13 protein-coding genes are annotated in these 20261 nt (G+C 44.1%); 8 read left to right on the top strand and 5 right to left on the bottom strand.

All coding sequences use genetic code 11. The annotated features are described in order from the left end of the window. Positions 1 to 157 precede the first annotated feature (157 nt). Both OQJ75_RS20115 and OQJ75_RS20110 read right to left on the bottom strand, forming a co-directional pair. A complete protein-coding gene (locus OQJ75_RS20115) occupies positions 158 to 1720 on the bottom strand; it encodes a methyl-accepting chemotaxis protein (RefSeq protein WP_265974645.1) in 1563 nt (520 codons plus the stop codon). Between the two features lie 177 nt (positions 1721 to 1897). Then, positions 1898 to 2365, bottom strand: coding sequence for an Lrp/AsnC family transcriptional regulator (locus OQJ75_RS20110; protein ID WP_017086398.1), 468 nt, complete (start codon positions 2363 to 2365; stop codon positions 1898 to 1900). 153 nt (positions 2366 to 2518) lie between these two features. Here OQJ75_RS20110 and OQJ75_RS20105 point away from each other — a divergent pair, with 153 nt between their 5' ends. The 3 genes from OQJ75_RS20105 (at position 2519) to OQJ75_RS20095 (ending at position 7154) form a co-directional block, all read left to right on the top strand. Then, positions 2519 to 3484, top strand: coding sequence for a hypothetical protein (locus OQJ75_RS20105; RefSeq protein ID WP_265974644.1), 966 nt, complete (start codon positions 2519 to 2521; stop codon positions 3482 to 3484). Positions 3485 to 3987: 503 nt separating this feature from the next. After that, the gene (locus OQJ75_RS20100; RefSeq protein WP_265974643.1) at positions 3988 to 4350 is read left to right on the top strand and encodes a hypothetical protein; all 363 of its coding nucleotides are present in this window, start codon (positions 3988 to 3990) and stop codon (positions 4348 to 4350) included. A 47-nt stretch (positions 4351 to 4397) separates the two neighbouring features. Beyond that, positions 4398 to 7154: an immune inhibitor A domain-containing protein gene (locus OQJ75_RS20095; protein WP_265974642.1), complete on the top strand. Its 2757-nt coding sequence runs from the start codon at positions 4398 to 4400 to the stop codon at positions 7152 to 7154. Between the two features lie 263 nt (positions 7155 to 7417). On the opposite strand, the gene OQJ75_RS20090 is transcribed toward OQJ75_RS20095, so the two are convergent. Further along, on the bottom strand, positions 7418 to 8593 hold the full coding sequence (locus OQJ75_RS20090; RefSeq protein WP_265974641.1) for an MFS transporter: 1176 nt from the start codon (positions 8591 to 8593) through the stop codon (positions 7418 to 7420). 227 nt (positions 8594 to 8820) lie between these two features. On the opposite strand from OQJ75_RS20090, the gene OQJ75_RS20085 reads away from it, so the two are divergent. Further along, positions 8821 to 9711, top strand: coding sequence for a LysR family transcriptional regulator (locus tag OQJ75_RS20085; RefSeq protein ID WP_265974640.1), 891 nt, complete (start codon positions 8821 to 8823; stop codon positions 9709 to 9711). 94 nt (positions 9712 to 9805) lie between these two features. On the opposite strand, the gene OQJ75_RS20080 is transcribed toward OQJ75_RS20085, so the two are convergent. Both OQJ75_RS20080 and OQJ75_RS20075 read right to left on the bottom strand, forming a co-directional pair. Next, a complete protein-coding gene (locus OQJ75_RS20080) occupies positions 9806 to 14728 on the bottom strand; it encodes an ATP-binding protein (protein WP_265974647.1) in 4923 nt (1640 codons plus the stop codon). A 61-nt stretch (positions 14729 to 14789) separates the two neighbouring features. Next, on the bottom strand, positions 14790 to 15815 hold the full coding sequence (locus OQJ75_RS20075; RefSeq protein WP_265974639.1) for a response regulator: 1026 nt from the start codon (positions 15813 to 15815) through the stop codon (positions 14790 to 14792). Between the two features lie 561 nt (positions 15816 to 16376). Between OQJ75_RS20075 and pstS the strand changes: the two genes are divergently transcribed. The 4 genes from pstS (at position 16377) to pstB (ending at position 20212) form a co-directional block, all read left to right on the top strand. Next, a complete protein-coding gene (gene pstS / locus OQJ75_RS20070; RefSeq protein WP_265974638.1) occupies positions 16377 to 17423 on the top strand; it encodes a phosphate ABC transporter substrate-binding protein PstS in 1047 nt (348 codons plus the stop codon). Positions 17424 to 17610: 187 nt separating this feature from the next. Further along, entirely contained in the window at positions 17611 to 18531 is a 921-nt protein-coding gene (gene pstC, locus OQJ75_RS20065) for a phosphate ABC transporter permease subunit PstC (protein ID WP_265974637.1), read from the top strand. Next, complete coding sequence (gene pstA, locus OQJ75_RS20060) at positions 18528 to 19364, top strand: phosphate ABC transporter permease PstA (protein ID WP_265974636.1); 837 nt, start codon at positions 18528 to 18530, stop codon at positions 19362 to 19364. Before pstC ends, pstA begins: the two co-directional genes overlap by 4 nt. Before the next feature lie 89 nt (positions 19365 to 19453). Then, positions 19454 to 20212, top strand: a complete 759-nt coding sequence (pstB, locus tag OQJ75_RS20055; protein WP_407830012.1) for a phosphate ABC transporter ATP-binding protein PstB — start codon at positions 19454 to 19456, stop codon at positions 20210 to 20212. Positions 20213 to 20261: the final 49 nt, after the last annotated feature.

Here is a 20261-nt window from a genome sequence, read left to right as displayed (position 1 = left end):
CTCCGTTATTACTCAATTGTAGTTGCAATAACGGGGCGGACCATACATTTTTGTATCTGTTGCCTGTTAATCTGTTATCTGTTCTTTTAGCTCACAAAAAAGCCCTGCAAATTTCGCAAGGCTTTCTCTTATCTCTCATTCAGCTTGTCTTTAACGGTTATTTCTCTTCGAAGCGCTTCGCCAAGTGATAGAACTCATTCACTTGCTCTTTTAGCTCAGTGGAGTGATCTTTCACGGAATGCGTTGCCACTAGGTTTTGCTCGGCAGTCGACGCGATAGACTGCATATGCAGGTTTACATCACTCGATAATTGACGCTGTTTATGCGCGGAGCTTTCAACCGACTGCATCAACTCGTTCATCGATTGCATTAAGGTTTCGACTTCAGACAAGCGCTCTGCACTCACCTTCGCCACATCCCCACACGCGTCCGTTTGCTCTCGGTTCGCCAGAATATCCTTTTGCCAACCTTCAATCGTCGCTAGCATGGTGTCGATACTCTCTTTGATCTGAACCGTCGCCTTTGACGTGCGACCCGATAGTGCACGTACTTCGTCGGCAACAACGGCAAAGCCTCGTCCTTGCTCGCCCGCTCTAGCCGCTTCAATTGCTGCATTTAGTGCCAATAAGTTGGTCTGTTCGGCGATTCCACCAATCTCTTCCATTATCTTGCTTACGCTCTGCGCTTGGTCGCTCAATTGGTAAGTCGTTTGAGTCGCCTTTTCAGCCTGTGAAGCTAAGCTTTCTAAATTTCGATGGGTTTGATTAATACTCTCTTTAGCGCCAGCACAGGTTTGCAAAGTCACATCAACAATCTGGTGCGCTTCTTCTGTACGAGAAGAGACCTCATTCGCGGTTACTTCAACCTCTTCAGTCGCCTCTCGTACTTGAAGGATGTCTTTTGTTTGTTGGTCTAAGGCTTCTGATACTTCAAATGACGTGGCATTCAGGTTGTCCGCCAAATCCTGCAGTGGCTTGGCTGAGTCTGTCATGCGACCTAGTACCGTGCGGATTCTTGCAGACAATAATTTTAAGTGAAAATCGGCAACAGAGAACTGACTATTGCCTGAATAGACAAGGCGACTGACACTATCGAATTTAGATTGCAGCTTTTTTAACTGCAATGGAGTATCAATGAGCTCTTGTCGGAAAAGCAATGCTAATGCGGAAACAGGAAGTAAGCTCAATAACCATTGCGATACTTGCCCTACTTCGATTAGGTTTGAAATCAAAGGGGCTGCTAAAGAACCGAGTAACACTGCGTAACGAACACTGTCACTGATCTGTAACGACCATTGACGCCCCGACTTCTCAGCCTTCAATAAGCTTTGGTAAGCCTTATCCGCGACTTGTACCCATTCGTTTTTAGGCTTAACACGAACCGATTGGTAGCCACTCACCTTCCCGCCATCATAAATAGGGGTAACGTAAGCATCAACCCAGTAGTAACCACCAGATTGGGTTTTATTTTTTACGATACCGCGCCACGCTTTACCCTGCTTTAGGTTAACCCACATATCGGCAAAAGCCGCTTTCGGCATATCATTATGCCTCACGATATTGTGGTGTTGCCCTAGCAATTCTTGTTGGCTGTATTCTGCGATGCGACAAAAAGCATCATTACTGTAAGTAATCACACCTTTAAGGTCGGTAGTCGAGACAAGTTGCTCGTTTTCGCTTAGAAGCGTTTCACGAGATTGAGAAGATGAACTGACAGTCATTTATATTAACTTTTGTTAATTATTGTTTTAGGCGAGGAATATATACAATTATTAAAGTTATGACAAAATGTGAACGTCACATTTTATGTAAATGCCTGCTATTTATACAAAAATACGCCTGACACCTCACAAAGCTCAAAGCTTCACGTCTTTTCTCTTCTCTTCTCAAATTAGCGGTCATGACTCATCTAAGTTAACTGCAGTGGTAAATTTCACGGTTCTCATAGAAACAGAGGTATGGAACTTGCGAATGTTTAAATCTTTGCGCAGTACTCGTTCAACAAAATCTTCGTAGGCTTGAATGTCTTTGACCGTGACAATCAACATGAAGTCAAAACTGCCCGATATCTGATAGCACTGCGTGACCTCTGACGCCTTAGAAATAGAATGGCGAAAGATCTGATAAATATCCCCTCGGTCTCGTTCCATTTCTACGGACACAACCAAAGTCATCTTACTGCCTGTAAGTTCTGGGTTGATGATAGACACATCACTCACAATCACGCCTTCCTCTCTCAATCGTTTCACTCGCTTTAAGCAAGCCGGAGGCGATAACCCAACCATCTCAGCCAATGTGAGGTTTGGGATTCGGTTGTTCTTCTGCAGTTCAACGAGAATATTCCTATCTATACGATCAATTTCCATAATTTCTCAAAGCTCTAATTTCGTGACCAATAATTTCGAATACTACGACAAATAAAAAATTGGAGTCGAATATTGATATAGATTTTGAAATAACCATCACAATAATCAAGGTAAGATCTTCTCATTCCAAACAATCGAACCATGGTCGTAACTATGAAATCAATCTATCAATTTTTTAAAGAACTCCTCAGAGAGATTTTCGATGTCACCTCGACTCTTTTCCGAATCATGATTCCAATCATCATCGTGATAAAGGTCGTTGAAGAACTTGGCGGCGTCGTGATTCTTAGCGAATGGCTAAGCCCAATAATGCAAAGCGTCGGATTACCGAAAGAAATGGGCTTGGTATGGGCAACAACCATACTCACTAACATCTATGCGGGACTGATTATTCTTATTAATTCCGATGCTCCCTTAACGGTTGCTCAAGCCTCGGTTTTAGGCAGCATGATGCTACTAGCGCATTCATTACCGATTGAGGGTGCAATAGCTAAAAAGGCGGGTGTGAGTTGGCTGGCTACCCTATCAGTGAGAGTCGGTGGTAGCTTGGTGCTGGCATGGTTACTCAATCTCGGTTATCAATACGGGGATTTGCTCAACTACCCAGCAACCGTGCTTTGGCAACCTGAAGTATCTGGAGACACGAGCTATCTTGGATGGGCTATTGAGCAGCTAAAGAGCTTTGCCGTGATCTTCATGGTGATTTCAGCACTATTACTGCTACTCAAGATTTTAAAAATTCTAGGCGTTGAAAAGCTCATGGCAATATTGTTAAGACCATTCTTGAGACTACTCGGAATCAGCAAGGACGCGACTAACCTAACCATTATTGGAATCACGCTTGGTCTTTCGTTTGGCGGCGGCTTATTGATCAATGAAGCTAAAAAGGGACATATCTCGGCGAGGGATGTATTCACTGCAATCATGCTGCTCAATCTACTCCACAGTTTGATTGAAGATACACTTTTGATCATGTTAATTGGGGCTGATTTTTACACCATATTTTGGGGAAGGCTCGTATTCTCAATACTCGTTATTGCTTTGATATCTAACGTCATCAAGCGTATCAACCCAAGTGTTTGTGAGCGATACTTTTATCGCGATGTATCCCAATCTTAGAAGCGCTAAACACTCGCTTACCTGTTACGAAGGAGCCTAAACTTGGGCTCTTTTTGATCTTCCATCACCCCGCATCGCTGTTCCAACGTCAAATACCCCTCCGTGAAGCACTTTAAAACATGCTTGAACAACTAATTGATACTATTTCTCGTGAAAATAATTTGAGAGTAATTATTTACTAAACACTCAATTATTACGTGCATTTATTAAACATCAAATATAGAACATCGCGTTAGTTAATTAATACCCGACACCTTATATAAAGCACCCTCCAGCATGGTAACCATAATCCTAACATTGTTATTAACTATTAATACTATCAACTATTAATGCGTCCAAATCCATTAAATAGCTGACAATAAAATAAATAGCAGATCTTATTTGATATTAACTCTTAATGTTGAAAGCGGAACGGATAATGATTTGTGATAATTATCAGTTTGATTGGTTAATTTTATAAATATATTTTGTTACATAATCAAAACTGATGGCTTGATATAAAAATGTCACACAAAACAATGGCTTTAATGGTTCTACTTTTCTCCTCACTGTCACAGGCTTCCACCATTGAGAATGATGAACTGTTGCTCAAGTCATTGATTGAACGAGGCGTTATTTGTCCCGGCTTAACCTACGAGGACAACCGCGAAGCTTTACGTATCTATCTCAACGCAAAGCATGTGAAAGGCAGTCAGTTTGATTTGAAAAATAAGCGAGAAATAGAAAGCATCAATGATGTAGGTAATAAAAATGAGCCTGGTAATACAAACGAGATAGAAAGCAAAAACAAGTTAACTAATAAACGTCAGATACCTAAAACACCAAAAGAGTGTATTAAGCCAAACTCGGATAACCATTCTGAATAAGGCTAGTTGATTCTGATATCGACATGGAAATACAAAAAGGAAATGTAATGAAGATAATGAGAAAAACATTGCTAGCTTCAGCAATGCTTACTCTATTTAGCGTCAGTAGTTATGCTAAAACACCGATTGATTTAGGTGTTGTTAATGAAGACAAACTGATTGAAATGCTAGTAAGACAAGGCTTAGTCGACCAAGACGCAAGCGATGTTGCAAAACACGATGCTCTTGACCGTTATTTAAAAAATAAGATCAATTCCGGTTTTAAAGGCGATGCTCAATTCGGTAAAAAAGCGCTAGAACAACGAGCGAAAATACTCAAAGCCATCGAAAAAGGGTCTGGCGTTAAAAAAGCGAGCGTCTTTGCTCTGGAAGTCGGCACCAAGCGTACCGATAAAGTGCTCGCGCTATTGGTTGATTTCCCGGATTTGAATTGGGATGACAACAAGCTAACCGAAGAGCACACGCAAATGCTCTACGAGAGCTACAACCCAGAACATTATCAAGAATTGTTGTTTTCAAATTCGGGTTACACAGGGCCGAATGGTCAAAACCTAATCTCGATGCGCCAATATTATCAAAGTGAATCGGGAAACAGTTATAGCGTTGCGGGCCAAGCTGCGGGTTGGTATCGCGCCTCTAAGCCTGCGTCATTCTATGGTGGCAACTCCCCTACCACCGACAATGACTTGAACGCACAAGAACTGGTTCGCGAAGCGCTCAATCAATTGGCTCAAGATCCGAGCATCAACCTAGCCGATTACGACATCGAAGATCGTTACGATTATGACGGCGACGGAAACTTCCGTGAACCCGATGGCGTGATTGATCACCTAATGGTATTCCACGCATCCGTAGGCGAAGAAGCCGGTGGTGGTGTGCTGGGCCCTGATGCAATCTGGTCTCACCGATTCAACCTTGGTCGCACACATGTGCTAGAAGGCACCTCTAGTTCACTTCCAGATCGCTTTAACGGCCAATACGCAGCATTTGATTACACGATTCAACCGATCGATGCGGCAGCGGGTGTTTGTGCTCACGAATATGGTCATGACTTAGGTCTGCCAGACGAGTACGACACTCAATACACAGGCAAAGGTGAGCCCGTTTCATACTGGTCTATCATGTCTTCTGGCAGTTGGGCTGGTCAAATTGGTGGTACTCAACCAACCGCATTCAGCTCTTGGGCAAAACACTTCCTACAGAAGTCGATTGGTGGTCGTTGGATTAACGATGATCAAATCTCGATTGATGACCTAGAAGACAACCCACAGGTTTATACGCTGTTCCAAACCACGGATAACAGCCGTCCGAACATGATTAAAGTGGATCTTCCAGAGAAGCAGATCGAGGGTTTGAAACCGTTTGCTGGAGAGTACTCTTTCCACTCTCAAAAAGGCGATGACCTGAAAAACAGCATGACTCGTAAGGTGGTGATTCCAGCGGGTGATTCAGCGCTGCTTTCGTTCAAGACTTGGTATCAAATCGAGAAAGATTACGACTTTGCACGCGTGCTCGTGAATGGACAAGCCATCGCAGGCAACATCACCTCAATGGATGACCCATACAACACGGGTCTCGTCCCTGCGATTGGTGGTGAGTCTAGTGGTTGGATTGATGCTGAGTTTGACGTTTCACAATGGACAGGCCAAGAAGTAGAGCTTTCATTTGAGTACATCACAGACGGTGGCTTGGCGATGGAAGGTTTCTATCTAGATAACCTTGCTGTGGTTGTCGATGGTGACGTAACCGAGATAGACGATGGCGAAAGCAACTCCACCTTCGCCCTCAATGGCTACAAGCTGAGTAATGGATTCCATCAAGCTCAGCACTACTACCTACTGCAATGGCGCAGCCACATGGACGTTGATGAAGGCCTAGCTAACATCAAACGCATGGGTCAATTGATGTCATTCGACCCAGGCTTGATCATTTGGTACGTCGACGAATCACTAACTGACAACTGGGTAGGTAAACACCCTGGTGAAGGTTGGTTAGGCGTGGTCGATGCAGACCAAAATGCCATGGTGTGGGCAAGCTCTGGTGAAGTGGCTCAAACACGCTACCAAGTTCGAGACGCTGCGTTTTCACTCAAAGATCATACGCCAATGCGACTTGTAAACAGTGACAATGACGTACTCGAAGACACCAGTTTGGTGGGCAGTGCCAGCTTCTCTGATGACCAAGATTACACATCACCTCAAGCACCAGATTCAGGACGTATCCTGACTGAATTTGGTTTAGCGGTTGATATTGTGAATCAGAGTGACAACAACGAGTACGGTGTGGTGCGCTTATCTAAAGTAAGCCAGCACAACATCACTCCTACTGCGAACTTTGAGCTCAATGTCACTGGCCTGAGCGTTTCTTCACGCAACTTCAGCTCAGATCAAGACGGTGAGATCACCAGTTATCTATGGGACTTTGGTAACGGTGTAACAAGCAACGAAATGGCACCTACTTGGTCTTACGAGCAAGCCGGTGAATACACGGTAAGCTTGACCGTTTTCGACGACAAAGGCGCTACCGATTCGTTTAGCTCCGTAGTGAGTGTTGAATCTCCAAACGCCCTTCCAGAAGCGAGTGCAAAGTACATTCACTTGGGTCATTGGGTAACCATGTGGTCTACAAGTTCAGATAGCGATGGTCGTATTGTTGATACCGAGTGGACACTTCCAAACGGAAAGGTGAAACGTGGTCGCACATTCACGTCAATCTTCCCTTCATACGGAAAGCACGAGGTGGCACTGAAGATAATCGATGACCAAGGTGGGGTTACGACTAAGACAATTTTAGTCGACCTGTAAATCACCGCAGGTTTTTAAACCAAATAATAGCAATGTGGACTCTGCCATATCGACTTGAAAGCAAGCTTAAGTACTGTTGTCAAAGGACATAAGCCACGACAACAGTTTTAAGAAAACGTTATTATTTAAGCCATAAGCAAAGCCCTACCAAATGGTAGGGCTTTTTATTTATGCAAATTTGAAGACGACCAAATTGTAACTCGGTTTGAACTAAAGAATAAATGGAGTTCCTTGAATCAGCAATTCAAGAGATCAATAAGCCATCACACAGGTTGTTTTTGAAGACGTGATTTACGGCCACTGAACGCGAACAAGATAATAACAGCTAACACGAAGGGTAATACGTAGATATTGAGGTTCTGCCACCCTGCAGTCGATTCTAGCCAACCAGAAAGCAATGCCGTAACGGTCACACAACCAAACACAACGAATTCATTAAATGCTTGCGCCTTAGCTTTGTTTTGAGACTGGTAAGACTGACTAAACAAGCCCGTTGCTGCGATGAACATAAAGTTCCAACCTACACCAAGTACCACCAACGCCGCTCTGAAGTGCCAGATAGATTCGCCATGAATGTTAATCGCAATACAGACAACGAAAAGAATCCCGCCCGCCAAGATCATCATTCTTGAGCCAAACTTCTCGATAAGCGATCCGGTAAAGAATGCAGGTACAAACATCCCCAGAACATGCCACTCAATCACCCCCGCCGCCTTGGTAAAGTCAAAGCCACAGCCAATCATTGCCAATGGCGTTGCTGTCATCAGGATATTCATCACCGCATAAGCGACCATGGCAGCAAACACTGCGCCAATAAAGTTAGGCGCTTTCACAATCACACTGAGAGGATCGGATTTAGGCGCCTGACTATTAAAAGAGACTTTTGGGAATTGAATGGTTTGTAAAATGAGTAACGCAAGAATGTTCAATCCAATCAAAGAAGCAAAAGCACCAATGTACAAGCCATCTTCCGACCACTGTTGCGACATAATCGCCAAGTTGGGCCCTAATACTGCTGCTAAAACGCCACCAGCCATTGATATAGAAATCGCACGATGGCGAGCATTTTCATCGCACACTTCGATAGCAGCGAAACGATAAAGCGTACCAAAACCAATACCTATCCCGAGCAAAAATGTGGCGAAGCAAAACAAGTAGAAATGTTGCTGAGATAACGCGTAGGTAGCAAGGCTTGCCCCTGTAATACCCACGACATTACCAATGCTAAACCCTCTCTTCCGTCCTAGCTTACCTGAAATCAAAGACGCAGGAATCGTGGCAGCCATTAAGCCTAAAAACTGCAGCGCAACGGGCAAAGTAATCATGCTGACACTGGGTGCAATCTGCTTGCCTATCAAGCCAATCACCGAGATCAGTAAGATGTTACCCGTCATCAATAAGGCCTGACACAGTGAAAGCAGCCAAACATTTCTATTCATCTTCGTTCCTAAATATGAGCACAGTTGGTCAATAGACCAAAAATTCAACAAAGTCGCAACACTTTGTTACTCGTAGCAACTCGACAAAGCGGCCAATAGACCAATATAAAGTGTTACCACCATATGACTTTGATTAGCGTTACTTAAGACGCTAGAGTTGAAATTATCATTACTTAAGATAATAATAATTTTCTGTTATTTATAGGCTTTAGCATTTGAAGGTGAGTATGATTAATCCACTTTGGCTCAATACGTTTAAGACTCTGGTTGAAGTTGGCCATTTCACCCAAACGGCTGAAAAGTTGTATATGACACAACCTGGAGTCAGCCAACACATCAAGAAACTTGAACAAGCTTGTAACTGTGACCTACTCTCTCGAGAAAATAAGAGCTTCGAGCTGACCGAACAAGGTCGGATTATGTATCGCTATGCGCTCAAGCTAGAGAAAGACCAAGAAGATCTTTTTGAATCTCTGAGTTTTGACAACCCTTATGCTGGGCAATGTCACTTGTCTTGCTCTGGTTCACTCTCTTTACGTCTGTATCCCAAGCTTCTTGAACTTCAGCAGCAACACCAAGAACTCAGCATTAACTTAGAAGCCGCTCCAAACAAAAAGATATTGAATGACCTAAGCGAAGGCACGACTGATATCGGCATTGTGAGACACTCCCCTAACGACAGCTACTACCAAAGCCAAGTCATCGGTAAAGAAGCCTTGTGTCTTATCGTCCATCACAGTCTTGCTGATTTAGAGATAACGCCACAAGTTCTGCACGAGATTGGCCTCATTGCCCATCCCGATTCTGCTCACTACCTGTCTTTGTATTTCGATTTATGCGGAGATAAAGATTTGGCCAATATCAACGTGAATGAAATACCAAAATCTGGCTACATCAACCAGCTTCACCAGATATTGCTGCCAGTATCAAAAGGATTGGGCTTTACCGTGTTACCGGCTGGCGCGGTTGAACACTTCCCAGAAAGAGACAAGCTACACGTTGTGCCGCCAAAGGTAGAAGTTGAAGAAACGCTGTATTTGGTTCAAAAACGAAACCGAAAACTGCCGCACCGATACGATACGGTTGTTGAGCTAATCAAACAGAACGTGAGTGGTTAGTTCGGTATAGATAGATTTAAAGCCTTTAGCTAGTTCGTCATTTCGCTGTAAGAGCTAAAGGCTATAATGTTGAAGTGATATTTATAAAAGACAGCTATTCAGAAGCGCCAAGCCCCTCTTTAGCTCGTTCAAAGTCATAATTATTTAACGCACTGCGAACATCTTTGAGAACAGCCGAATGTGGATACTGCGCCAGTAACTCAGTCACATATTGAGTTGCATCGTTATCATAAGCATCCAGCAGTGATAGCAACTGAGCACGCTGTTCTGACGTGATACTCGGTAAATCAGATGTATCAGCAATACTCGCATCGGCTTCTTCAGTCCCTGTAGCATTAGATCCTGCAGCACCAGACACATCAAAGCTGCTCTCAACCGCTTTAATCAGTTCGACTAACCCAAGATCACCTTGTTTAAGACCGTGCTCATCACACGCCTTGTTGTGCGCTTTGCTTTCTAAATCACTGAACAACTCTGCCAATCGTAATCCACCAATTGAAGCCGCCATGCTTTTTAAGGTATGCAGATTCCGTTCTAACGTCACCCACTCATCCTGAGTTAGGTTATCGACTGTTTGCGACATAATGTCAGGTGCACTTTGGCAGAACCTATCAAGCATCTTGGCCTGCAGTTTCACATCGTGATAAGTCAATTGTTCGAACCGAGACTGCGAGAAAACAGGCGTCTCCATGTGAGTATCGGAGTTTAATTCTGCACTCTCACCAGAATCACCTGTCTGTATCGCATCTGAAGACGAGTCAGATGGCGCTCGACCTTCAACTAATACCTCAGGAACAATATACCGAGTAATCAAAGACATCGCTTTATCAATAACAATTGGCTTATCCAAGAAGTCCGTGACACCCGCTTCCCTTGCTCGTTGTTTCGCATCGGCAAACACATTGGCTGACATGGCAATGATTGGCACGTCCTTATCAAACTCACGAATCAAACGTGTGGCTTCGAAACCATCCATGATCGGCATTTGCAGATCCATAAAGATCATGTCGTAATCATTACTTTGAGCTAACTCTACCGCCTCTTTACCATTCTCAGCTAAGTCAGCATTCAGTTTCGAGCGAGTGAAGAATGCCAAAGCTAAGTCTTGATTCAACTCATTATCTTCAACGAGCAATACCCTTTGGCCCTTGAACTCTATCTGGTAATCCAATTGCAGCTCTTGGGCTTTAAAGTCTGCTAATTCTTCAGCGCTTGCTCTTGGTAATGTCAGTACAAAAGAGAACTCACTACCTTGGCCTAAAACACTCTCAACGCTAATTTGGCCACCCATCGCATGAACCAATTTCTGGCTAATGTTGAGTCCTAATCCTGTGCCACCGAACCTACGTGTTGTAGTGGTGTCCGCTTGGCTAAACGCTTCAAACAGCTTATGTAGATTCTCATCTGAGATGCCAATACCGGTATCTGTCACACTCACCTTCATAGTCAAACTGTCTTCGTTTGATTTAACATGAGCCACAGTTAACGCCACGCTGCCTTTCGCCGTAAACTTAATCGCATTACCAATAAGGTTAAGTACGACTTGGAACAGCCTGAGTGGATCGCCTCGAAGTGGAGTATCTAATTCAGGGTCTATCGACATCGACAAGCTGAGTCGTTTCTCAGCCGCTTTCGAATCCATCAGCTCAATCACATCGTGGAACGTTGTCAGAGAGTTGAATGGGATATTGTCGATAAAGAGCTGACCTGCTTCAATCTTAGAAAAATCGAGAATGTCATTAATGATGCTTAACAGCGAGTGACCTGAACGATGAACTTTTTCAACATAGGTTCTCGCTACTGGGTTAACGATCTCGCCCATCGCCAGATAAGACAGGCCGATAATCGCGTTCATTGGTGTTCTAATTTCATGGCTCATGTTAGCCAAGAATTCCGATTTCGCTTGGCTTGCGAGATCCGCTCTCTCTTTCTCCTCAGCCAATTGCTCGTTGAGGTACTTCATTTCTGAGATATCGAACGCCCAAAACAGTGTGGCGATCTCACCATCGAGTTCAAACAGGTAGTAACTCACTAGAGCAACAAAGCGAGTGCCATCTGACTTACGCAACACTAACTCTCTGTTTTCCACCTTGCCGTTAAGTTTTAGCTCCTTGTGCACCTCTTCACGTACCGTTAACGAGTCATGAATCGCTGCCACATCAATATCATCAAGCTCTTTGCCTTCTACGACGAACAAGCGTTTTGCTGTGTCGTTGGCATAACGAACCTGCTCCTCAAATACCACCGCAGCAGCAATCGGAGAGCTATTGAGCATATTGTAGAGTTGGTTCTGCGCCTTTTTGAGCGCTTCAGTCGCTTCATTAGCAATACTGATCTGCTTTGCTAATTTGCGGTTCCAGAAAATAATAAGCAGAAGGATAACCAGCGAGAAAACCGAAATGGTGTAAACCAACTGGTAGTCGACTCTTTCTATCGCTTTAGGTGCCGCCCACTTTGCTGAGATCTTCTGATGTTCTTCTGCGGAAATGTTGGTAATTGCCTTATCTAAAATAGAATAAAGTAAAGGTTCTGACTTGGTCACATGTAACGTCGGAGAAAGGAAAAAGTCCAGTCGCCCGATAATCCCCACTTCTCGGTGACCATATGAATCGATAAGATAGTTGAGCACATCAACAGTGTCGATCATGCCGTCTAAACTCTTATCATCCAGCATGGTGAGGCCTGTTGCGGTGGAGTCGACCAATACCCAATCAACATTCGGGTATTTATCGACAATCGCATCGGTGTTGGCAGCATTCCTAAGAATACCGATTTTCCACCCCGTCGCTTCCTCAAGCACTAAACTGCTCACGTCTCGTCTTGATGCGAGAGCCAAACGGCTTGAAAAGAAACTCTTAACGGGTTTTACATTATCTCCCAACGAGCGGTTCTCTTGAGCTGCAGAGACGATATCGACTTCATCATGATCGACCAAGCTTCGAGTCTCTGACCAATTCGCCACATCGACATGGTGAATCCTCAACCCTGTTTTCTGCTCGACCAAAGTTAAGTAGTCATCAATCATCCCGATGTATTCACCAGTACTGGACACCGCTTCGTAAGGCAGCGAATCTGGATCGATACCAATTCTCACATCCGGATTGTTCTTCACCCACTCTCTTTCAGCTTGGCTTAGGTTTAGGATTTCGCCCGTCAGATTATTTGCTTGATAGGTGTCCGCAATGTAACGCTTGGCGGCATCACCAAACGAACTGAACTGTTCAACAGCGGGGAAATAAACGTGTTTTTTCTCAAGTGACTTAGTATCAAAGTAGAAAGTCATTGAGCCAGAATTAGTCGTGCCACCCTTTGTGCGGTAGCTCGCCACCTTGGTGACGGATGAAAAGTGGGAGGTATTCTTTTTCTCTCCTATATCATCCACAAGGTTACCGATATACCAAGCCTTAATGGGGCGATTATTATTATCTGCTTGCGCGGTAATCACCTGAAAAGAACTGTCCGTGTCGAAAATTTCAAACACTTCCGTCAACTCTTCAAAGCGGTCATTGACGATAAAATACGCAGATATTTGCGCGATAATATTCGCTTTTTTAAGGACTTGGCTTAAATCACTCTTAACCTGCATCTCGATGATTTGGTTTAAGCCATCATCCGCCTGTTTAAGCCTTTTAATCGCGGCATTGAAGCTGTCTCTGATTTCTTCACTCTTAAAATCAACATAGATCGGATACTCAATCTTATACTCGTCATGTAACGTGAGCTCTGCCATTTCGATAAAACGAGTATTGGTGATAAACCATTCCAATACTCTTCGTTCAACCATTAACAGGTCAACATTTTGAGCCCTAAGCTGTGAGAATGCCGATTCAAGACCTTCGTAATCTTCAACACGATCGATGTCTAACTTGCCCTTCAGTACTTCAACAGAGTTTTTAATTGGAGAGGTCTCGTCGAACAATAACGCCCCTAGTGACAAGTCTTTTTGGGACTGGAGGTTAAGTTTGCGGCGAGTCAGCGAAACTGGAACAAACTCAACATTAAGAACGTTGTCACTTAAAAAGTGCGCTTCAGGATCATCAAACTGAACACCAGAAACAAAAGATATTGAGTTGTTGTTATCAATGGCTTTTCTGGCGGCACTAGGAGGAAGCGTGACAACGTCACCCAGCTTGTAACCCATATCGTTCAGTGCACGTTGGATAATGTCGTGTTCAAGGCCTACTGCTGTGCTGTCTGGGTACATATACGGAGGATTACCAAAGCCAAATACGCCCTTTAGTGGCACTCGATAAGGTGAACTGTCTAGCCACTTTGATAAAATCTTATTCTTTTTGTCTATGTCAAAGGTTGCTACCTGCTTGTTGAGTAGCGTCAGTAGCTCTTCCTCATCCGTTCGGACGACCATTGAGGCTTCGAGTCTTTTCCAGTGTTCAAGCACGTAATTGATCGTTAAATCATGAACACCAATATTTTTCGCAAGATCCATGGTCGTAATGGGTTCACCAACAATTCCGTCGACGTCTCCTTCACCTAGGGCGCGCACCGCATCAATAACGTTATCAAAATCGACTCTTTCAATAGAGTTCAATTGAACGCCAGCTTTCTGTAAGTCGATGTTTTCATTAACCATCGCTATGCGGCGCTTGTGGGTTTGGTCTAAGTTAGTATCGATGACGTTGTCGATAGGCACAATCACAGCCACTTGATACGGAACATAAGGATCACTTGCTAAAAAGCGACCACCTTCGCTTGGGTCAAACTGCTGAAAAGGGAACACATCGCCTCGCCCATCGAGTAGTGCAGCTTTTGCTTCTACTCGTGAATTAACGCTGATGAAACGAGCATGAACACCGAATCTGTCTTCAAGATCTATTGCCCAGTCTTTGATGATGCCAGACACTCTTCCATCATCATCGATGAATGAGTAAGGGTAATGGTTAGCCAGTGCGATGAAAGTGATCGTGGGTTTGTTGTCGAGCCAGCGGTTTAACTGCGCGTCTGTCACTTCGGCGGCGCGGACACTCCCGTTGAAACATAGCCCCGCCAATAACCACATCGTGAATAGAACGACTCTGTTTTTTAACTCCAACACGAATGCACAACGTCTAGTGAAGAGATTAATCATCTTTGAATTTTTCTTTAATGGCTAAAATCTGAGGTAAGTTTTCAAACAGCAGCTCTACGATTCTCGGATCAAAATGTTTGCCTTTCTGATCTTCAAACAAACTCAACGCCTCATCGACACTCCACGCTTTTTTGTAGGGCCTTTCTGCGGTCAGAGCATCAAATACATCCGCAACCGCTGCGATACGACCAACTAAAGGAATATCTTCGCCTGCTATCTGATTTGGGTAACCACTGCCGTCCCACTTTTCATGGTGATATTGCGCGACTTGAATGGCCATTTGCATTAATTTGGAATCACTCTGCCTGCCAAGTATCTCTACACCGAATTCAACATGTTTCTGCATAATAGTCCATTCGTCAGCATCCAACTTACCCGGCTTAAGTAACACGCTATCAGGAATACCTATCTTACCAATGTCGTGCATCGGTGCAGCATCACGCAAGGTTTCCGCGTCTTCATCTGTCATACCCAAAGCTTTGGCTAATATTTCGCAATAATGACTCATGCGCATAACGTGCATGCCCGTTTCATTGTCTTTGAATTCAGCCGCCCTACCCAAGATATTCAGAGTCTCTAACTTGCCAAGATTGATCTCTTGGGTTTTCTCTTTAACTTGGCTGAACAAGGCGCGTTGTTGGTCATACAACGCAATATGTGTCTTCACACGCTGGAGAGCGATTTCAGGGGTAATCGGTTTCGTTAAATAATCAACGGCGCCTAAAGATAACCCTTTCACTTCGGCTTCAGGATCCATTTTGGCGGTCACAAATATAATCGGTATATGCGCGGTATTAGGTTGAGCTTTTAGCTGACTGCATACCTCGTAGCCATCGATGTCAGGCATCATGATATCGAGAAGGATTAAGTCAGGCTGTGGCACCATCTTCGCTATCTTGATGCCAATGGTGCCGTTAATGGCTACCTTTACTTGGTAGGTATCTTTGAGTATTGCAGTTAACACATCCAAGTTACTTGGCGTGTCATCTACTACTAACACTATTGGTTTACGACTCATTGATGCCTCGTATAAAAATCAAACAGTTATAATCATAGTGTAGATGGCTTTTCGCACCACTCAACATGAAAATGACAAATGATTGTTAAAAATGAAGAGTAGATCTTCGAGTGACATCAAACTAACGGTGGGCTCATATGCATGTCAGAAACTCGGCGGACAATGTTTGAACAATTCACAGTTAGATTCAATTGTTCACCCTGTATGCAACTCACCTAACAGCAACAGAATAGTTAAGGAGCACCCCTTGAATACGCGGCGCACGTTAACCCTTATTTGATGAACATGGCTGCATTCATCAATTCAAAATCGGCTTAATTCTGTGAAGTTTTCTTATCAGAATAAACGCATTCAGATAAACCTTTTCTATTTATTTCCATTTGAAATTAGGTTTAATAAAACTGAAATATTCAATTAATAGTCTCCAGTTCGACAACTTAATAAGTCTAGTCATATTTTACTGAGCTTGAATAATCACAAATGTTTTACTTGAACACTAAAACCCCTTTATTCAAACACCGACATTATTCGAACGAATAATAGATTAACTGGAGATATACCGTGAAATTGATTAAATCTACACTATTGTCGTCTTTATTGGTTGCGGCAACTTTTAACGTTTCTGCGAACACGACGATCAATGGTGCAGGTGCTACCTTCCCTCATCCAATCTACGCAAAGTGGGCTGAGCAATACCAACAAGCAACTGGTATTCAAATCAACTACCAAGCGATTGGCTCGGGCGGTGGCATTCGTCAAATCACAGCTAAAACCGTTGATTTCGGTGCAACAGATGCACCACTAACAATTGATGAACTCAACAAGGAAGAGATGATTCAGTTCCCAATGGTGATGGGAGCAATCGTACCGGTTGTAAACATCCCTGGCATTGAAGCAGGTGAAATGAAACTAACAGGTGAAGTCCTCGCGGATATTTACCTAGGCAAAATTGATAATTGGAACAGTGAAGAAATCGCTGAGTTAAACAGTGATCTTAACCTTCCTTCTCAACCAATTTACGTTGTCCACCGTTCAGATGGTTCTGGCACGACTTTCAACTTTACTGAGTACCTTTCTCAAGTAAACGAAGATTGGAAAAACCAAATAGGTGTTGGTAAAGACATCACTTGGCCGCGTCAGGCAACGACCATCGGCGGTAATGGTAATGCTGGTGTTGCTAACTTCGTGAGCCGCACTCGTGGCGCGATCGGCTACGTAGAGTACGCATTCGCGAAGCAAAACGACCTGACTCATACACAAATGGACAGTGCAGAAGGTAAATTCTTGCAACCAACGATGGAGACGTTCCAATCTGCGGCTGCAAATGGTGACTGGGCAAGCGCTCCTGGCTACCACCTTCTACTGAACAACCAACCAGGTGCTGATTCTTGGCCAATGACGGCAGCAACTTTTATCTTGATGCATAAAGATCAAAAAGACGCAGCCAAAGCTCAAGAGATCATTAACTTCTTCAACTGGAGCTATGAGAATGGCGCAGGTGCGGCGGAAGAATTGGATTACATTCCAATGCCTAAAGCCGTAACTAAAATGGTGAATGACACTTGGTCGCAAGAGCTAACTACCGATGGCAAAGCCATTCTTAATTAATCGATGAATTCGTTCATTGAAACTAATATCAACTTTTAATTGAGACCCAATACCGCCAGTTGTGATTTTTATTGAATATATCTTCTTTGAAATAGCTTGTCTGAAAGATCTTCTTTGGAAAAGCTTCTATGCAAGAGTTTCCATGAAAGAGCTGCTGGCGGTATTTATCTTACCTATGAATAAAACAATGACTATTAAAAGACTAGATGGTGATTCAATTTTTGAAAAATTGAGTTTCACTTCTTCTATTCTTATTTTTATTGCACTAACTGGCATTATCATTTCTTTAATTGATGGCGGTTGGAAAGCATTTTCTGAATTTGGTCCTGGCTTTGTTTTTAACAATGTCTGGGATCCTATTAACAGCAACTTCGGTGCAGCCTCTGCGATTTACGGCACACTGGTTACTTCCTTCATCGCAATATGTATAGCGGTTCCAGTTGCCTTAGGCACTGCAATCTTTTTAGCTGAATTAGCACCCAAGTGGATCAGCAGCCCCGTGAGCAAGGCGATTGAACTACTAGCGGCAATTCCGAGCATCATTTACGGCATGTGGGGCTTGTTTGTTTTTGCTCCTTGGTTTTCGGAAGGCTTCCAGATGTGGGCGCTAACCAACTTATCTGGCATCCCTATTCTTGGTACTTGGTTTAGCGGACCACCTATCGGCATCGGTCTACTGAGTGCTGGCATCATCTTATCATTCATGATCTTACCTATCATGACGGCGCTAACTCGTGACGCACTTCGCTCAATACCCGATGTTCTGCGTGAAGCAGCTTACGGTGTTGGTGCCACGCCCTTTGAAGTGATCACTAAAGTGCTACTTCCTAAAGTAAAAAGCGCCGTCGCAAGCGCAGGTATCTTAGGTTTAGGACGTGCTCTTGGTGAAACCATGGCAGTAGCATTTGTTATCGGTGGTGCAAACCGAATCGAGACCTCACTGTTTATGCCTGCGAGCTCTATTTCGTCGACCATTGCTCAGCAATTTAATGAAGCGACTAATGAAGTTCACATCTCTTCGTTAATCGCACTAGGGCTAGTGTTATTTGCGATCACTTTCGTTGTTATGGGCGCTGCCCGTTACCTGTTGAAAAGAGGTAAAGCATGAACCTAAGAAAGTTTAAGAATGGCCTGTTCTATGCGTTTTGTATTGCCGCAACCGCAACGGGGCTTATCGTGTTATCGAGTATTCTTTACACCCTAATCGGGGAAGGAATCAAAGGACTAAAATGGAGTCTGTTTACGGAACTGACCCCTGCTCCGGGCAGTGAAGGCGGCCTAAAAAACGCAATTTACGGCAGCTTGATTTTAACCGGGATGGGCATCGCGATTGCGGCTCCACTGGGTGTGCTTGCAGGTACTTGGTTATCTGAGGCGCCTAAAGAGAATAAAACCGCTGAAACTCTGCGCTTCCTTAATGGGATGCTAGTGAGCGCGCCGTCTATTCTGGTTGGCTTGTTCATCTACGCAGTGATTGTGGTTCCAATGGGTTCTTACTCGGCATGGGCAGGCGCTATCGCGTTAGCTATTTTGGCTTTGCCTGTGATCATATCTTCAACCGAAGAGATGTTACGTCTGGTACCACCAACGCTCAAAGAGGCAGGCAGTGGTTTGGGCGCGCCGAAATGGCGAGTGATCACTAAGCTCAGCTACCGCGCTGCCGGTCCGGGCATCGTGACGGCTATTTTATTGTCTATCGCACGAATATCAGGAGAGACAGCTCCCCTGCTTTTCACAGCGTTAAACAGCAGCTTCATGACCACAGATATGGGCGCACCGATGGCGAACCTGCCAGTGACGATTTACCAATTTGCGATGAGCCCTTATTCATCGTGGCAAGAATTAGCGTGGGCTGGTGCCCTTCTAATTACTTCATTCATTCTATTTATCAACATCCTAGCGACAAGCTTGCCTAAATACCTGAAAGCGAGAAAAGCATAATGACTGCAATGACTAACTCATTAGTAAACGACAACTCTTTCTCAAAAGGTCTTGATACCCTGTCTACCGAGGCAGCGAATGACCAAGCAATGACTTGTCGCATGCAAATTGAAGACCTGAGCTTCTTCTACAACAAGAATCTACCAGCGTCTCTAAAGAACATCACCATGCCGATTTACAACAACAAGGTAACGGCGCTTATCGGCCCATCAGGTTGTGGTAAATCAACGCTATTGCGAACCATGAATCGCATTTACGATTTGTATCGCACTCAATATGCAGAAGGCGACATTCTGCTTGATGATGAAAGCATTCTAGGTTCTATCGACCTCAATGAATTACGTTCAAAAGTAGGAATGGTTTTCCAAAAGCCAACGCCGTTCCCAATGTCTATTTACGAGAACATGGCCTTTGGTCTGAAGCTTAAAGGTGGCTTTAGCAAGGATGAAATCGATACTCAAATCGAGAAAGCATTGAAGCGTGCACACCTATGGGAAGAAGTGAAAGACAAGATGAATGCCGACGCGATGGGTTTATCGGGCGGACAGCAACAACGTTTGTGTATCGCGCGCACTATAGCTTTGCAACCTGAGGTAATCCTAATGGATGAGCCGACGTCTGCACTCGACCCAATAGCGACCGCGGCGATTGAAGAGCTCATTACCGAGCTTCGTGAGAAGTACACCATCGTTATCGTGACTCACAACATGCAACAAGCGATGCGTATCTCTGACCACACAGGCTTCATGTATCTTGGCGAGTTAATCGAGTTTGGTGAGACAGAACAGATATTCAAAGCGCCGAAACATGACCGCACACAGCGTTATATTTCGGGTGACTTCGGTTAATCGAGCTTTCGGTCATTAAAATGCGTTAGCAAAAGATCCGATAACGAGA

It is taken from the genome of Vibrio sp. 14G-20, assembly GCF_026241515.1.
In the GTDB taxonomy this organism is placed as follows: domain Bacteria; phylum Pseudomonadota; class Gammaproteobacteria; order Enterobacterales; family Vibrionaceae; genus Vibrio.
Note: the sequence above shows the minus strand (reverse complement) of the source record. Positions and strands in the feature narration are given on the sequence as shown.